The organism is Novosphingobium sp. YAF33, assembly GCF_052113265.1.
Taxonomy (GTDB): domain Bacteria; phylum Pseudomonadota; class Alphaproteobacteria; order Sphingomonadales; family Sphingomonadaceae; genus Novosphingobium.
Map to the genome: position 1 here is coordinate 221148 of NZ_JBFRCW010000002.1, position 16675 is coordinate 237822.

Below are 16675 nucleotides of genomic sequence, written 5' to 3' on the forward strand. Positions count from 1 at the left end.
GCGCAGATCGGCGCCTTTCAAAAGGGTCGTTCATCCATGTCCGCACGGTTTCGCCGCGCGCCGCTTTTCGCGGCGTTGCTTGCCACGTCTGCTGTCTGCGCCACGTCTGCCGTCTTCGCCGCGCCTGCCATGGCCGCCGAGGCCCATGCCTTCGCCATTCCCGCGCAGCCGCTCTCCAGCGCGCTGACGCAGTTCGCCCGCCAGGCGCAAGTCCAGATCTTCTTCCCCAGCGCCACCATCGGCACGCTGCGCGCTCCGGCGCTGAGCGGCCACATGACGCGCCAGGTCGCCCTGGGCCGCCTGATCGCCGGAACCGGTCTCGCCGTGAAGAAGGATGACGGCAAGACCGTGGTCCTCGGCCTGCAGGAAGACCGCTCGGAGTCCGCCCCGCGCGGCGGCCGGGCCGCCACGCCCACCGATGACGCGGGCAGCGACATCATCGTCACCGGCACCCGTGCGCAGGCGCAGACCGTGTTCACCGCGCTGTCGCCGGTGGACACGCTGTCCGAAAAGCAGGTCAAATCCACGGTCACCGCGCGCCTGGACGAGAAGCTGACGCAGCTTGTACCGGCCTTCATCGTCCAGAAGCTGCCCGCTTCGGACGGCCCGGAATTCATCCGCCCGGCCTCGCTCAACAACCTCTCGCCCGACATGACCCTGGTGATGGTCAACGGCAAGCGCTTCCACCGCTCGTCATTCCTCAACAGCGGCGCCCAGGCGACCGACCTGGCGCAGATCCCCTCGTTCGCGATCGGCCATGTCGAAGTGCTGCGCGACGGCGCCTCGGCGCAATATGGCTCCGACGCGATCGCCGGCGTCATCAACGTGATGTTCGACACCAAGCCCGGCTTCTCGGCCTATGCGCAAGGGTCGCAATACTACAAGGGCGACGGCGAGCAGGTGCAGCTAGGCGGGCGCGCGGGCTTTGCCCTTCCCGGCGGCGGCCACTTCGTGGTGACGGGCGAATTCGCGGACACCAACCCCACCTCGCGCAGCCAGCAGCGCCAGGACGCGATCGACTTCTCGAACGCCACCGGCATCGCCGTGAAGGACCCGGTCCAGCGCTGGGGCAACCCGCAGCTCCAGACCATCAAGTTCGCGGTCGATGCCGCCGAACCCATCGGCGACGACGTGGAAGTCTACGGCTTCGGCACGTTCGGCAAGGGCAAGGGCTGGTCCGACATCAACTGGCGCAACCCGGCGACCACCACCTCGGTCTACAACCAGACGGCCGCCTTCCCCGGCTTCGACGTCAACGATATCTACCCCGCCGGTTTCGCACCCAGCGAAGGCGTGCGCTATACCGACTTCCAGACGGTGGGCGGCATTCGCGGCGGCCAGTCGGGCGACTTCCGCTGGGACCTCTCGGGCTCGTTCGGCCAGAACGCCACCGCGTTCTACCTGCACAACTCGATCAATGCCTCGCTCGGCCCGGACAGCCCGCTGAACTTCTACCTCGGCCGCAACATCCAGCGCGAGTTCAACCTCAACGCCGACGGCGTCTATAACCTGTCGCTGCCCATCTTCGCCAAGCCGGTGACCGTGGCCTTCGGCGCCGAACGCCGCGTGGAAACCTACCGGATCCGCGCCGGGGACGAGGCCTCCTATGCCGTGGGCGAAGGCGCGGCCTACGGCCTGGCCGCCGGGTCGAACGGCTTCCCGGGCTTCTCCGATCTTCAGGCCGGCTCGTGGAGCCAGACCAGCTATGCCGGTTATCTCGACGTGACGGTCCCCGTCACCGAGGCCTGGAGCGTGGAAGCCGCGCTGCGCGACGAGGACTATTCCAGCTTCGGCAACAGCTTCAACTACAAGTTCTCGACTCGCTACGAACTCTCGCCCGCCCTGGCGGTTCGCGGGTCCTATTCCACCGGCTTCAAGGCCCCAACCCCGGCGCAGATCAACTCGACCAGCACTTCGCAGGGCCTCGATACCACCACGCTGCTGCTCTACACGACCGGCCGCCTCTCGCCGCTCAACCCCGTCGCGCAGTATTTCGGCGCCACCGCGCTGGAGCCGGAAACCTCGAAGACGGCCACGGCAGGCTTCGTCTGGCGCACGGGCTTCGGCCTGTCCGGATCGGTGGACGCCTATCAGATCAAGGTCGACAACCGCTTCAGCGTCTCGCCCAGCTATGTCCTGACCGACGCGATCAAGGCCAGCCTCATCGCCCAGGGCATCAGCCAGGCGGCCGACTACCGCACGATCACCTTCTTCACCAACCACTACGATACCCGCACGCGCGGCGTGGACTTCGTGGTTTCGTACAAGCACCCGGTCGGCCCGGGCGTGCTCGATGCCACGGCGTCCTACAGCTACACCCAGACCAAGGTGGTCTCCAGCCAGATCGCCCAGAGCGACACCACCCGCGTGAAGTACGAAAAGGGCCTGCCCGAGCATAATGCCGTGGCCACGCTCAACTACACGCTGGGCAAGGTCTCGCTGATGGGACGCCTTCGCTATTACGGTGGCTGGACGGATTCGAGCGGCAATGCCAGCGGCGACATCTTCCAGGACTTTGGCGGCATCGCCTTCGTCGATGCAGGGGTGACCTACGAATTCCGCCCCGGCCTGTCCATGCGCGTCGGCGCGGAGAACCTGTTCAACAAGTACCCGGAGAAGGCGACGTTCCAGGCCAGCCGCGGCCTCGTCTACTCACGCAACGCCCCCTACGACACCAACGGCGGCAATTACTACGCCCGCGTCGACGTGTCGTTCTGAGCAGGAGGTCCAAGGCCATGGCTACCGAGATTCATCGCCGCACCCTGATCTCCGGGGCCATGGCTACCGGCCTTCTCTCTCCCCTGTTCGCCGCCCCGGCCGCTTCGGCCGGCGCGAGTGCGGGAACGGCGCCCCTCGGGTCGCAGCTTCGGCGCGCCGTTCCCGCCGATCCTCAAGCCATTGACCCCCAGGACAGTGCCTACTGGGCACAAGTCGCCGCGCAGTTCGATGTCACGAAAGCGATCGTGCAGCTCGAAAACGGCAACTGGGGTTCGATGGCCCGCCCCGTCGAGCAGGCCTATGCCCGCAAGCTGGCCAAAGTGAATGCCGAGAATTCCTACTACGCCCGGCGCGGGTTCTGGCAGGACATCCTGCCCGTCCGCGCCCGCGCCGCGGCCATCCTCGGCGTGGAGCCGGAAGAAATCGCCTTCACCCGCGGCGCCACCGAAGCACTGCAAACCCTGATCGCCGGCTACAACCGCCTGCGTCCCGGCGACCAGGTGCTCTATTCCGACCTCGACTACGACAGCACCCAGGCCGCGTTTCGCTGGCTCAAGCAGCGCCGCGGCGCCGACCTTGTGACTTTCGCGCTGCCGGAACCCGCCACTCACCAGGGCCTGATCGACGCCTATGCCCGTGCGCTCGAAGCGAACCCCAAGGTGCGCCTGATGCTGCTGACTCATGTCGGCCATCGCAGCGGCCTGGTCATGCCGGTGAAGGAAATCGTTGCTCTTGCCCGCGCGCGCGGGGTCGACGTGATTCTCGATTCCGCCCATGCCTGGGGCCAGCTCGATTTCACGCTCCCCGAACTGGGGGCCGATTTCGTGGGGCTCACCTGCCAGAAGTGGATCGGTGCGCCGATGGGCGTGGGGCTGGTCTACATCCGCAAGGACCGGCTGGACGCGATCGATCCCAACATGAGCGAGGTGGGCAATCCCGACCATGGCACGCAGAGCCGCGTCCATACCGGCACGGCCAGTTTCGCGGGCTATCTCGCGCTTGCCGACGCGCTCGACTTCCACGAGGCCATCGGCATCCGCGCCAAGGAGGCACGCCTGCGCTTCCTGCGCGACCGCTGGGCCGAGGCGCTGCGCGGCCATCCCGGCCTGGAGATCCTGACGCCCGCCGATCCGCGCCTGACCAGCGCCCTCACCTCGTTCCGCCTGCGCGGACAGACCAGCGTGGCACAGAACAAGGCGCTCGCGGCCACGCTGCTCGATCGCTTCGGCATCTTCACCGTCCACCGCGAAGGCCTTGCCAGCGGCGCCTGCGTGCGCGTGACTCCCGCGATCTTCACGGCGGAGGCCGATATCGAGCGCCTCGTCGCCGCGCTGAAGACACTGGCGGGCTGACGGCCCGGCCGCGCTCCCATTGCTACCCGGCCGTCCTGCGGGATGACGCCGACGGTGCTGGCGCCCACGACCGGGCAGCGACGCGTGCCGCGATGACCCGCGCGCCTGCGAGCAGGCGCCGCCGATAAAGCCGCGCGCCGGGCATAACCACCGCACGCCATCTTCCCGGCCCCCGTCTTTCGCGGCGCTTCGTGCCCCGCTGCCCCGAAAAGCCATGCCCCAACCGGACCGGGTCTCCCCCCGTTCGAGGGCTATACCAACGGTTAATTTCGCTCGGGCCGCGTTTGGGGTCAAATGCTGCTCGCAAGTCGCAACAGCAACACCCGACCTTTCGTACATTTCAATTTAATCGAACTATCGGATCGATTTTATACGTCTTTCTGGAACGGCCAATTCGCTCCAGAACACTCTCACCGGGCCGCGACGGCCAGCAGACAGGAAGACCCGCAATGACCATCACCGCTACGCCGACCGCCACCGCCACCCCCGGCAAGTCGCTGATCTCGCCTGACAATCACGCGCTTGTCCTGATCGATTTCCAGTCACAGATGGCCTTCGCCACCAAGTCGATCTCGGCCGAACTGCTGCGCAACAACGCCGCCCTGATCTCGCGCGGCGCCAAGTCCTTCAACGTCCCGACCATCCTCACCACGGTTGCCGAAAAGAGCTTTTCCGGCCCGATGTTCGAAGAGATCACCGAAGCCTTCGACGGCCAGGAGATGCTCGACCGCACTTCGATGAACACCTGGGAAGACGAAGCCGTGATCTGCGAGATCAACCGCATCGCCAAGCCCCGCATCGTCTTTGCCGGCCTCTGGACCTCGGTCTGCATCGTCGGGCCGGTCGCTTCCGCCATCGACCAGGGCTTCGAGGCCTATGTCATCACCGATGCCTGCGGCGACATTTCCACCGAAGCGCATGAACGCGCGGTGGAGCGCATGATCCAGCTCGGCGCCGTGCCGATGACCTCGCTCCAGTACCTGCTCGAACTGCAGCGCGACTGGGCCCGCACCGAAACCTACGACAGCACCACCGGAATCGCCAAGAAGTGGGGCGGTGCCTACGGTATCGGTATCAACTACGCCAAGACCATGTTCGGCGCATCCGAAGGCGGTCACTGATTTGAAGCTCGGGACCGGCGGCCAGATACCCCCCATCCGGCCCTCACGGACAAGGCTTCCGGTCCCTACCTCCTTTTTCCCGCGAAGACTTCACTCTCAACATCGAAGGATCAGCATCATGGGTTACGTAACCACCAAGGACGGCGTCGAAATCTTCTTCAAGGACTGGGGCCCGAAGGACGCCCAGCCCATCGTCTTCCACCACGGCTGGCCGCTCTCGTCTGACGACTGGGACACGCAGATGCTGTTCTTCCTCTCCAAGGGCTTCCGCGTCGTCGCCCATGACCGCCGCGGCCACGGCCGCTCCGAGCAGGTGAGCGAGGGCCACGACATGGCGCACTACGCCGCCGACGCTTCCGCCGTCGCCGAACACCTCGACCTCAGGAACGCCGTGCACATCGGCCACTCCACCGGCGGCGGCGAAGTTGCGGCCTATGTCGCCCGCTACGGCATTCCGCAGGGCCGCGTCGCCAAGGCCGTGCTGGTCAGCGCCGTGCCGCCGATCATGCTCAAGACGGAAGCCTACCCCGGCGGCCTGCCCATGGACGTGTTCGACGGCCTGCGCGCCGGCCTTGCCCCCAACCGCGCCGAGTTCTTCCGCGATGTCGCCGCAGGGCCGTTCTACGGCTTCAACCGCGAAGGCGCGGACGTGAAGCCCGCCGTGATCGACAACTGGTGGCGCCAGGGCATGATGGGCAGCGCCAAGGCCCATTACGAGGGGATCAAGGCCTTCTCGGAAACCGACCAGACCGACGACCTGAAGGCGATCACCGTCCCCACGCTGGTCCTCCACGGCGATGACGACCAGGTCGTCCCCTACAAGAACGCCGGCGTGCTCCAGGCGGAAATCCTGCCGAATGCCACGCTCAAGATCTACGAGGGCTATCCGCACGGCATGCTGACCACCCATGCCGACGTCCTCAACCCCGACCTGCTCGCCTTCGTGCAGGCCTGATAGGAACGTCGCTCTCCATCGTTCGTCATTGCGAGCGTAGCGAAGCAATCCAGGGCGGTTTCCGCCGCTCTGGATTGCCGCGGGCCACAGGCCCTCGCAATGACGACACGGGGAACGGATTGAACGTTCGAGGAACCCAAAGCCATGAAAGCCTACCTTCTCTCGATCGCTGCCGGGCTGCTGGTGGGTGTGGTCTACAGTCTCCTCGGCGTGCGTTCGCCCGCCCCGCCGATGATCGCCCTGCTGGGACTGCTCGGCATTCTCCTCGGCGAACAGATCGTCCCGCTGGCGAAGAAGATCTGGGCGCACGAGGAAGTCGCCCACTACGTGCAGACAGATTGCCGCAAGCACGTCCTGGGACGCCTGCCGGGGGACAAGTTCCCCTGCCGCACGGCCGACCACAAGGCCGAAGCATGATCACCCGCCGACAGACCATAGCCGGAGCGGCTGCCAGCTCGCTCCTGCCCTCGCTATTCTCCCAATCCGCACGTTCCAAGGAAGCCGTCATGTCCGACACGATCATCGTCAACGCCAAGGTCACCACCCTCGACCGCGAAAATCCGCAGGCCGAAGCCGTGGTCATCCGCGACGGCAGGTTCCTGACCGTAGGCAGCGAGCAGGAAGCGCGCGAGGCCGCCGCGCCCGGCGCCGCGGTGATCGACGCCAAGGGCCGCCGACTGATCCCCGGCCTGATCGACAGCCACATGCACATCATTCGCGGGGGCCTGAACTTCAACATGGAACTGCGCTGGGACGGCGTGCCCACCCTGGCCGATGCCATGGCCATGCTGAAGAAGCAGGTCGACAACACCCCCGCCCCGCAGTGGGTGCGCGTGGTCGGCGGCTTCACCGAGCACCAGTTTGCCGAAAAGCGCCTGCCGACCATCGCCGAACTGAACGCGGTCGCGCCCGATACGCCGGTGTTCATCCTCCACCTCTACGACCGCGCCCTGCTCAATGCCGCAGCCCTTCGCGTCGTCGGCTATACTAAGGACACCCCGAACCCGCCGGGCGGCGAGATCGTGCGCGACGCCGCCGGCAACCCCACCGGCCTGCTGCTGGCCCAGCCCAACGCGACGATCCTCTATTCCACGCTCGCCAAGGGCCCCAAGCTGCCGCAGGAATACCAGGTCAACTCCACCCGCCACTTCATGCGCGAAGTCAACGCGCTGGGCGTAACCGGCGTGATCGACGCGGGCGGCGGCTTCCAGAACTATCCCGACGATTACGAGATCATCGAGAAGCTCCACGCCGAAGACCAGCTGACCGTGCGCATCAGCTACAACCTCTTCACGCAGAAGCCGAAAGAGGAACTGGCGGACTTCGCCGGCTGGGTGAAGCAGGTCACGCCGGGCCAGGGCGACGACACCTATCGCCACAACGGCGCGGGCGAGATGCTGGTCTATTCCGCCGCCGACTTCGAGGATTTCCGCCAGCCGCGCCCGGACATGGCGCCCAGCATGGAAGGCGATCTGGAACCCGTCATCCGCCTCTTGGCCGAGCACCGCTGGCCCTGGCGCCTCCACGCGACTTATGACGAGACCATCGGCCGCGCGCTCGACGTCTACGAGAAGGTCAACCGCGACATTCCGCTCGAAGGCATCAACTGGTTCTTCGACCATGCCGAGACCATCTCCGACCGCAATATCGACCGCATTGCCGCGCTCGGTGGCGGCATCGCCGTGCAGCACCGCATGGCCTATCAGGGCGAGGATTTCGTCGAACGCTACGGCGCCAAGGCGGCCGAGCGCACGCCGCCGATCGCCAAGATGATTTCCGCCGGAATCCCCGTGGGCGCGGGCACCGACGCCACCCGCGTCGCCAGCTACAACCCCTGGGTCTCGCTGTCCTGGCTGGTTTCCGGCCGCACCGTGGGCGGCCTGCGCCTCTACCCCAACGCCAACCGCGTCAGCCGCGAAAAGGCGCTGGCGATGTGGACGCATGAGAACACCTGGTTCTCCAACGAGATCGGCAAGAAGGGCCAGATCAAGGCCGGCCAGCTTGCCGACCTCGCCCTGCTCTCCGACGACTTCTTCTCTGTGCCCGAGCATGACATCGTTCATATTCGCGCAGTCCTGACCGTACTCGGCGGCAAGGTGGTGCATGGTGAGGGCGACTATCGCCCGCTCGCCCCGGAACTGCCGCGCCCGATGCCCGACTGGTCGCCGGTCGCGACGTTCGGCGGCTATTACCAGACGCCCGAAGCCAGGCAGAAGCTCGCCTCGGCCTGCGGCTGCGCCAGTTCCTGCGGCGTGCATGGCCATGACCATGCCTCTGCACTGGGCGCCAATGTCCCGGCCGCCGATGTCCAGACCTTCTGGGGCGCGCTCGGCTGCGGTTGCTGGGCCGTCTAGCTTCGATGAGCCCTGCCGCATGCGGCGGGGCTCATGACATTCTATTCCATAATCTCGAACATATCGGACGATATTATTCGGATCGATAGCCGTTCGTCCTCACCTTAAACCGATCTCGCAAGCCCCGCTCACACGGTGAGGGCCGAACGAGACGACGACGAAACGTGCCCCCCGGAAATTTCTCAAGGAGACCTTCGATGAAGCGCTTTGCCCTCCTTTTCGCCACTGCCGTAATGGCGGCCAGCCCCATCGCCGCCCCCGCCTTCGCGGCGCCGACGGCGGACTATTCGGTCGGCGCCCAGTACGACACCACGCACGTCTACGTGCCGCAGGACCAGTTCGACACTTTCGTCGCCAGCTTCGTCGCCACCTTCGGCGGCACCACCAGCAAGCAGGGCGAATTCCAGGTGACGCCGACCACGAGCCTCACCAAGTCGCAACTGGTGCTGACGCCCGCGGGCACGATCTCGGTCTTCGGCTTCAAGACGCCGATCCCCTATCCCTTCGGCGACGAGCGCACCGGCTATCTGGTCACCGACATCGACGCCGCCGTGAAGTCGGCCCGGAGCCACGGCGCGGTGCGCCGTCTGGAGACTTTCCCCGATCCGATCGGCCGGGATTCGGTGGTGCAATGGCCGGGCGGCGTGAACATGCAGCTCTATTGGCACACCGCCAGGCCGAACTACGCCAAGCTCGAAAGCGTGCCGGAAAACCGTATCTACCTGACCGTCGATGCCGCCGATGCCTTCATCAGGAGCTGGACCGGCTTCGCCCATGCCAAAGTCACCGCCGACGACAAGGCCGCCAGCGGCGCCGAGATCGGCGAACCCGGCAAGACCGTCCGCCGCGTCTCGATCGACAGCGGCTACGGCAAGATGGTGGTCTACGTTTCCGACGGCCAGTTGCCCTGGCCTTACGGCCGCGACATGACCGGCTATGCCGTGAGCGATCTCGCTGCCACTCTCGCCAAGGCCAAGGCGGCAGGCGCCGAGACCCTGGTCGCACCCGTCACCGCGAACCACCGCCAGACCGCCATCGTGCGCTTCCCCGGCGGCTACGTCGCCGAAATCCACCAGGGAGCATAAGCCATGGCCGGCCTCCCTTCGATCGATCGCACGCCTCCGGCAGAGCGGCTCGCATTCGTGGGCGCCGTGCTGGACTTCAAGCCGACCGCYTTCCTCGCCCGCCTCGCGCTGGTGAGCGCTTACCTGGTGGGCGGGATGGACAAGCTGGGCGACTGGCCCGCAGCGCTGGCGGAGCAGAGCCACTTCGGCCTGACCCCGCCCGCGCTCTGGGCCGGGCTGACCATCGCCGTCGAACTGATCGGCGCGTTTCTCGTCCTCGGAGGACGGCTGATCCTGCAGGGCCGGCTGGTCTGGCTGGGCGCGGGGATGCTCGGCGTGTTCACTTTCCTCGCGGCGCTGGTGGCCAATGCCTTCTGGACCATGCCCGAAGGCCCCGAGCGCTTCGGTGCGATGAACGCCTTCTTCGAGCATATGGGCCTTGTCGGCGGGTTCGTGCTGGTGGCGATCCTGGCGCGCAAGGGGGCCGGCGGTGCCTGACCTCGTCGTCCCGGGCCGGATCCGGGACCGGTGCCTGTCCTCAGGCGCCCTTTCGCGAGCATGGCGCGGCACGGCCAGCGGTCCCGGATCGGGTCCGGGACGACGGCTGGCGGCGCTGTCGCTTTCTTTCGCGGCCCTGCTGCCCACCACCGCCCAGGCCGCGCCGAAGGAAGCGTGGGAGGCCCCCACCCTGTCCATCACCCGCTACGACGAGGACTGGTCGGACCTCGAAGACGCCGAGAAGCGCGATCATCACTGGACCGGCCCGTTCAAGTACATCCCCCTCGGCGATGACGCCTGGCTCTCCACCGGCATCGAACTGCGCGTGCGGAACGAGAACTACGACGACAACCTCTGGGGCAGCGCCGAGGCGCCTGACGACGGCTATGTCTGGTTTCGCGCCCTGCCTTATGCCGATCTCCACCTCGGCAAACTCCGCGCCTTCGTGCAGCCCATCGCCTCGACCTCGGCGGGCGTCGCGCCAGCGCCCGGCCCGGTCGACGGGTCGGGTATCGATCTCCTGCAGGGTTTTGCCGAGGCCGACCTCGGCCCCGTAACCCTGCGCGGCGGGCGGCAGATGCTGTCGCTCGGCACGGAGCGGCTGGTGGGCACACGCTACGGCCCCAACGTGCCGCTCGCCTTCGATGGTCTTCGCGCGGACGTGGCCCTGGGCGCGGCGACGGTCAGCCTGCTGGCGGTAAGGCCGGTGCAGGCGCGCAAGGGGGATCTCAACGACCGCACCTCGCCTGACGAGGCGCTCTGGGGTGCCTATGCCGCGCTGCCCGCGCTCGACCTCTACTACCTCGGCTATCGCAACGACGCCGCGCACTGGGGCACGCGCGACGGCACCGAGACCCGCCACAGCCTGGGTGCCCGCTGGCACGGCAGCCGGGAGGACTGGCACTGGAACGTCGAGGGCGTCTACCAGTTCGGCCGCTTCGCGAATGGGCCGATCTCGGCCTGGACGCTGGGCACCGAACTGGGCCGCGCCTTCCCGGACGCGCCGCTGGCGCCCGACCTTACCCTGCGCGTCAATGTGGTGAGCGGCGACAAGTCCGGGGACACGCGCCAGGACAGCCGCCTGGGCACTTTCAATGCCATGTTTCCCAAGGGCAAGTATTTCGGCGAACTGTCGCCGGTCGGCCCCTACAACATCGTCAATGCCTATTCCTCGCTGGGCCTGCAACTGGCCCCCACGGTCTCGGCCAGCCTCGCGGCCATGGCCTACTGGCGCTATTCCCGCGAGGACGGGATCTACGACATCCCGGGCAACCTGATCCGCGACGCCGGAGACAGCCGCGCGAAGTTCGTCGGCAAGGAAGTGGAGATGACGCTGGCCTGGCAGGCGAGCGCCGAACTGGAAATCTCCGCCTCGCTCTCCGCTTTCGCACCCGGCGCTTTCATCCGCGAGACCGGATCGGCCAGGACCATCCACATGCTTGGCCTCGAAAGCAATTTCCGGTTCTGAAAGCGCTCCATTTCGCCTTGTGCGCAGGGCCATACCAAGGTTTGCTTGTCCACCGCCGGCCGCCATGCAATGCGCACGCCATGCGTCCCGATCCAGCCCCTGCCCGACCCTTTCTCCATCGGCTGGCGTCGCTGGCAGCCCTGCTCGGCCCCGTCATTTTCGGGGCGGTCGTCCCGGCACCCGCCGTCCAGGCATCACCGGCCACGGAGATCCCGGGCTACAGCAGCCGTCACTGGTCATTGGCCGACGGCGCCCCGCCCGACATCCGCGCCATGGCCCGCACCCGCGACGGCTTTCTCTGGCTTGGCTCGGGCGACGGGCTCTATCGCTTCGACGGGCTGAAATTCCAGCGCGTCGATCCCGAGGACTTCGACAACTTCCGCGCCCGGCAGGTCACGGCCCTGGCCGCGGCGCCCGACGGCAGCCTGTGGGTGGGCTACGCCTTCGGCGGCATCGCCCGGCTGAAGGACGGCAAGCTGCGCGGCGCCAACCCGGAAAGGAAGCCGCGCGGACGCGTTACCGACATCGTCGCCGCGCCGGACGGCAGTGTCTGGGTCTCGGCGTGGAGCGGCTTCGGATCGCAGCTTCGCCACCTGGTGAAGGGTCGCTGGGACGTGATCGACGTGGACGGTCCACTGGTGCGCATGTTCCGCCAGAACGACGGCACGATGTGGATCGCATCGAACCCCGAACTGCGCCGCCTGCCCCGCGGCAGCCGCACTTTCGAGGTCGTGCCGGGCCTGATGAACCTTGGCCCCGCCTTCGGCCAGGACCGCGCCGGCACCATGTGGTTCTTTTCGAGCGACGGGCTCCAGAAGCTCGGCCCGCGCGGCTTCCTGCCCACCGGCATCGCGTTCGGCGAGCCGCTGGGCGGCGGGGACGGCATCCGCAACCTGCTGTTCGATGCCGACAATCTGCTGTGGGTCGCGGGCAATGCCGCCGGGCTGGCGACAGTGCCGGGCAGCGATCTGTCCATGAGCCGGGCGGAGACCTATCCCGTCCAGGTCTCCACGCTGCTGCGCGATTCCGAAGGCACCATCTGGGGCGGCGCGCCGGACGGTCTGCACCGCTTCGTACGCTCCCCGGTCATACACTATTCCGCGATCAAGGGCGTCCGCACCGGCATCGCGACGGGGCCGGACGGCTCGCTCTATATCGGCGGCGACGAGGGCCTGTACCGGATCATCGACGGCAAGGCGGACCTGATCCTGCGTTCCAGCCTGCTGTCCGAAGTCTGCTCGGTGGCAGGGGTGGGCGCTTACGTCCTGACCTACAAGAACGAGTATCTCGTGCGCGGGTCCACCCTGACCCGGATCATCGGCCCGCTCGAACATGAGCGCCAGTTCGGCCAGGCCTGCGCCGCCGATCACCAGGGGCGTCTGTGGGAATCGGTATCGGCCTCCGGCATGTTCCGACTGGAGGGCCGGCGCTGGATCAAGGACGAAAGCCTGCCGCCGGCCACCACCTTCGTCGTCACCGGCCCGAACACTTTCGTCATCAACCAGCCGCTGCGGCTGCTCGCCCGCGTGCAGGACGGCAAGACGACGCCCCTCTGGCCGGGAAGCGACGACGAAGGACACGACGGGGAGAAAGAGAAGACCGGCGTGGGCTTCGTGCGGATGCTCAAGCAGATGGACGGCAAGACCTGGATCGGCGGTGAGGCGGGGCTGGCGCGCTATGACGGGCGCCGCGTCCAGCAACTGAGCGCGCGGACCTACCCCTGGCTTGCCGGGGTCATGGGGATCGTCCGGGTGGCGGGCCACTACTGGCTGATCTCCTCGGGCGGCATCATCCGCATCGCCGAACCGGACCTGGAGGCCGCTTTCGCGCGCCCGGGCAGGCCGATCCCGCTCGCCCGCTTCGGCCAGAACGGCGCGATCCGCGCCCGTACCGAACCCTATTCCGCCAACGATGCCGCCGTGGACGCGCAAGGACGGCTGTGGTTCGTGACGAGCACCGGCGTGGTGCAGGTCGACCCCTCGCGCATCGCCGCCGGGCAGGCCGAGATGCCGGTCCGCGTCACCGCGCTGGAAGTGGACGGCCGCGGCTATCCGCTCACCGGCACGCGCCTGCCGGCGGGAACGTCCCGCGTCAGCCTGTCCTACGTGGGACTGAGCCTGGCCGACGCGGAAGGCAACCGGTACCGCTACCGGCTGGACGGCGTCGACCAGGGCTGGGTCGATGCCGGAGGGCGCCGCCGCGTGGACTATGCGGGCCTTGGCCCGGGCACGTATCGCTTCCACGTCACCGCCGCCACCGGCGACGGTCCCTGGGCCCGGCGCGAGGCGGTGACGAGCTTCGTCATCGCGCCCTATTTCTGGCAGACCGGCTGGTTCCGGCTGGCCGTGTTCCTCAGTCTGGCACTGGGCATCTATGCGCTGTTCCGCTGGCGCATGCGGCTGGCCATGCAGGCCATGCGCGATCGCATCGAGGAACGCGTGACCGAACGCGAGCGCATCGCGCAGGATCTGCACGACACGCTGCTCCAGGGCTTCCAGGGCCTGATGCTGCGGTTCCAGACCGTGCTTCACCTGACCACGCCCGGCACCCCCGCGCATACCGCCATCGAGGACGCGCTGGAGCGGGCCGACGACGTGCTCCTGCACGGCCGCGAACGGGTGCGCGGCCTGCGCGAGGATGCCGAACCCAAGTGCATCGCCGAAACCTTGCGCGCCTGCGCCCAGCGGGTGGTGCGCGATGCCCTGCCCTGGGAAGTGCGGGTGGACGGCCCCGAGCAGCTCGTCGGCGCGCCGGTGGCGGAGGAAATCGAACTCGCCGTGGGCGAGGCGCTGGCCAATGCCGTCAAGCACGCGCAGGCGAGCCTGGTGCGCATCGAGATCCACCACGGCCGCGACCGCCTTTCCCTGCGCGTGGTGGACGATGGCATCGGCCTGCCGGAAGACGTGCGCGCCGCAGGTGGGCGCGACGGGCACTTCGGCCTTACCGRCATGCGCGAGCGGCTGGAGCGGCTGGGCGGATCCTTCGCCATCGCCAGGGCCGCCGGGCAAGGCACTTCGATCCGACTGACCCTGCCCGCGAAGATCGCCTATCGCTAGCCCCCGGCTGCCGATCCGACCTAGAGTTCGATCAACCCGTTGCGCACGGCGATCGCCACGGCATGGGTGCGGTCCATCGCGCCCAGCCGCGCGAAGATCGCCTTCATGTAGCCCTTGACCGTCTCTTCGGAGAGCGACAGCCGCGCCGCGATCTGCTTGTTCGAATTGCCCGAGGCGGCCAGTTGCAGCACGTCGCTTTCGCGCGCGGTGAGGCGCTTGGCCTCGCGGTCCGCCGCGCCGAACACCTGCCGGTCGAAATGCGTGCCGCCGCGGTGGATCGACCGGATCGCGTCGAGCAGCTCGGTACGCAGGCTGTTCTTCAGCAGATAGCCCGAGGCCCCGGCCTTGATCGCCTGCGTGGCGCGGCCGTCGCCCGAATATGTGGTCAGCACGAGGATCCGCGCCTCCGGAAACTCGGCGAGGATCCGCGTCATCGCCTCCACCCCGTCGACATTCGGCATCTGCAGGTCGAGCAGCATGACGTCTGGCCGGTGCTCGCGGAAGAGGCGCACGGCAGCCTCTCCATCCTCGCCTGCAGCCACGAGTTGCAGGTCGGGCTGGGTCGAGAACACGGCGATGATCCCGTCGCGCAGCAGGGGGTGGTCGTCCACCACGGCGATGCGGATGGGGGGCTGAAAATCGCTGTTTTCCATGGCTTCCCTCTACGCTCTCCCGCCGCGTGATGGCAATTCCCCCCAAAAGAGGGGATTGCCCGTTGTGTTCACTTTGAACCATTTCTGCGCCGCCAGCAGGAGTAGTGCGATGATTCATGTGACAAGCGAAGCGATGCACGGTTGTGTGGACGAAGCCACCACCCGGGGACGCGTCCTGATCGTCGATGCCGATAGCGAAGCCCGCTCGCACCTCCGCTCGCTGCTGCGCGAGGAAGGCTATGCCGTGGAGACTTTCGCCTGGGCCGGAGCGCTTCTCGATCAGCCGCTGCCCGAGGCGCCCTGCTGCATCGTCGCGGACGTGCAGATGCCCTCGATCGACGGGCTCGAACTCATCGCCCGGCTGAAGAGCCGCAGCGAACCGATTCCGGTCGTCTTCGTCACCGACCATGCCGAAGTCCCGCTCTCCGTCCGCGCGATGAAGGCCGGCGCGGTGGACTTCCTGCCGCGCCCCTTCGACGAGGGCGACCTGCTGGGCGCCATCGACTATGCGCTGGAGATCGACACCGAGCGCCGCAGCGCGAACCGCACCCGGCACGCGCTGACGCAGCGCTTCGACCGGCTGACACCGCGCGAACGCCAGGTCATGGAAGGCGTGGTCCGCGGCCTGATGAACAAGCAGATCGCCTGGGAACTCGAAATCAGCGAGATCACGGTAAAACTCCACCGCTCCAGCCTCATGCGCAAGATGGAACTGCGTTCGGTGGCCGACCTCGTGCGTGCCTCCTTCTCGCTGTCCGTGCATTGACCGGCCGCCCCGGCTGTCTCAGGCTTCCCCTGCCCGGCAGCGACAACGGAGAGACACGGTGAATCTACGGAAGATCGGCGCGGCCTTCGGCACGGCCATCGACGTCGCGGCCTGGGACGCGGTCGGTGCCGAAGTGGACCTTTCCTGCGCCGGGATGTTCGCCCGCGAGCCGGCAGGCAGCCTCACCGGAGGCCTGGCGCACCTCGACACGGCCCTTCAGGGAAAGCTCCTGCAGTTGAGGCGGGAAGGGCATTTCCGCGGCAGGCTCGGCGAATGCCTGCTGATCGCGGCGCCCCCGCAGCCCCTCGCGGCGAAACGCCTCCTGCTCGTCGGCCTCGGCGAGCCGGAGGGATGGTCGACCGCCTGCCTTGAGGAGGCCATGCGGGCAGCGGCGACATTCGCCCTGGCGCTCGGGGCAGACAGCGCCGCTTTCGCGCCCGGCATGCTCGACAGCGGCATCCCCGCGGCGGCCACCGCCGGCGCGCCGGGGCACATGGTGGACGGCCTCGTCTCGGCCTTGCGGTCGCACCGCCGGCTCCAGCAGCTCGGCCTGGCCGGGCCGCCCGCCTTGCGCCGCTGGACTTTCGATGTCGGTGCGGCCCGGCTGGAGCAGGCCGCGCAGCAGTTCCAGGACAAACTCGCCGCGACTGCCGACACCGGGAGCTAGGCG

Annotated in this window: 13 protein-coding genes; 12 read left to right on the forward strand and 1 reads right to left on the reverse strand. The window is 67.6% G+C overall.

The genetic code is table 11. The annotated features are described in order from the left end of the window. Positions 1-36: 36 nt before the first annotated feature. The 10 genes from AB4Z00_RS05300 to AB4Z00_RS05345 all read left to right on the forward strand — a co-directional run bounded on the left by AB4Z00_RS05300 (position 37) and on the right by AB4Z00_RS05345 (position 14586). Positions 37-2718, forward strand: coding sequence for a TonB-dependent receptor domain-containing protein (locus AB4Z00_RS05300; protein ID WP_442045211.1), 2682 nt, complete (start codon positions 37-39; stop codon positions 2716-2718). Between the two features lie 17 nt (positions 2719-2735). Then, the gene (locus AB4Z00_RS05305) at positions 2736-4070 is read left to right on the forward strand and encodes an aminotransferase class V-fold PLP-dependent enzyme (protein ID WP_442045212.1); all 1335 of its coding nucleotides are present in this window, start codon (positions 2736-2738) and stop codon (positions 4068-4070) included. 449 nt (positions 4071-4519) lie between these two features. Next, entirely contained in the window at positions 4520-5191 is a 672-nt protein-coding gene (locus AB4Z00_RS05310) for a hydrolase (protein ID WP_132267289.1), read from the forward strand. Positions 5192-5309: 118 nt separating this feature from the next. After that, positions 5310-6146, forward strand: a complete 837-nt coding sequence (locus AB4Z00_RS05315; protein WP_442045213.1) for an alpha/beta fold hydrolase — start codon at positions 5310-5312, stop codon at positions 6144-6146. 144 nt (positions 6147-6290) lie between these two features. Then, entirely contained in the window at positions 6291-6563 is a 273-nt protein-coding gene (locus AB4Z00_RS05320; protein WP_132267293.1) for a DUF1427 family protein, read from the forward strand. An 89-nt stretch (positions 6564-6652) separates the two neighbouring features. After that, complete coding sequence (locus tag AB4Z00_RS05325) at positions 6653-8500, forward strand: amidohydrolase (RefSeq protein WP_442045214.1); 1848 nt, start codon at positions 6653-6655, stop codon at positions 8498-8500. A 197-nt stretch (positions 8501-8697) separates the two neighbouring features. Then, entirely contained in the window at positions 8698-9585 is an 888-nt protein-coding gene (locus tag AB4Z00_RS05330) for a glyoxalase (RefSeq protein ID WP_442045215.1), read from the forward strand. Between the two features lie 3 nt (positions 9586-9588). Further along, positions 9589-10062 carry a DoxX family protein gene (locus AB4Z00_RS05335; RefSeq protein WP_442045216.1) on the forward strand — a complete coding sequence of 158 codons (474 nt, stop codon included), beginning with the start codon at positions 9589-9591 and terminating at the stop codon, positions 10060-10062. Positions 10063-10177: 115 nt separating this feature from the next. Next, positions 10178-11530, forward strand: coding sequence for an alginate export family protein (locus AB4Z00_RS05340; RefSeq protein WP_442045467.1), 1353 nt, complete (start codon positions 10178-10180; stop codon positions 11528-11530). A gap of 80 nt (positions 11531-11610) precedes the next feature. Then, positions 11611-14586, forward strand: a complete 2976-nt coding sequence (locus AB4Z00_RS05345; protein WP_442045217.1) for an ATP-binding protein — start codon at positions 11611-11613, stop codon at positions 14584-14586. A 20-nt stretch (positions 14587-14606) separates the two neighbouring features. On the opposite strand, the gene AB4Z00_RS05350 is transcribed toward AB4Z00_RS05345, so the two are convergent. Further along, positions 14607-15239 carry a response regulator transcription factor gene (locus AB4Z00_RS05350; protein WP_442045218.1) on the reverse strand — a complete coding sequence of 211 codons (633 nt, stop codon included), beginning with the start codon at positions 15237-15239 and terminating at the stop codon, positions 14607-14609. Positions 15240-15348: 109 nt separating this feature from the next. Between AB4Z00_RS05350 and AB4Z00_RS05355 the strand changes: the two genes are divergently transcribed. Further along, complete coding sequence (locus AB4Z00_RS05355) at positions 15349-16005, forward strand: response regulator transcription factor (protein WP_442045219.1); 657 nt, start codon at positions 15349-15351, stop codon at positions 16003-16005. A gap of 58 nt (positions 16006-16063) precedes the next feature. Further along, positions 16064-16672: a M17 family peptidase N-terminal domain-containing protein gene (locus AB4Z00_RS05360; RefSeq protein WP_442045220.1), complete on the forward strand. Its 609-nt coding sequence runs from the start codon at positions 16064-16066 to the stop codon at positions 16670-16672. Positions 16673-16675 lie beyond the last annotated feature (3 nt).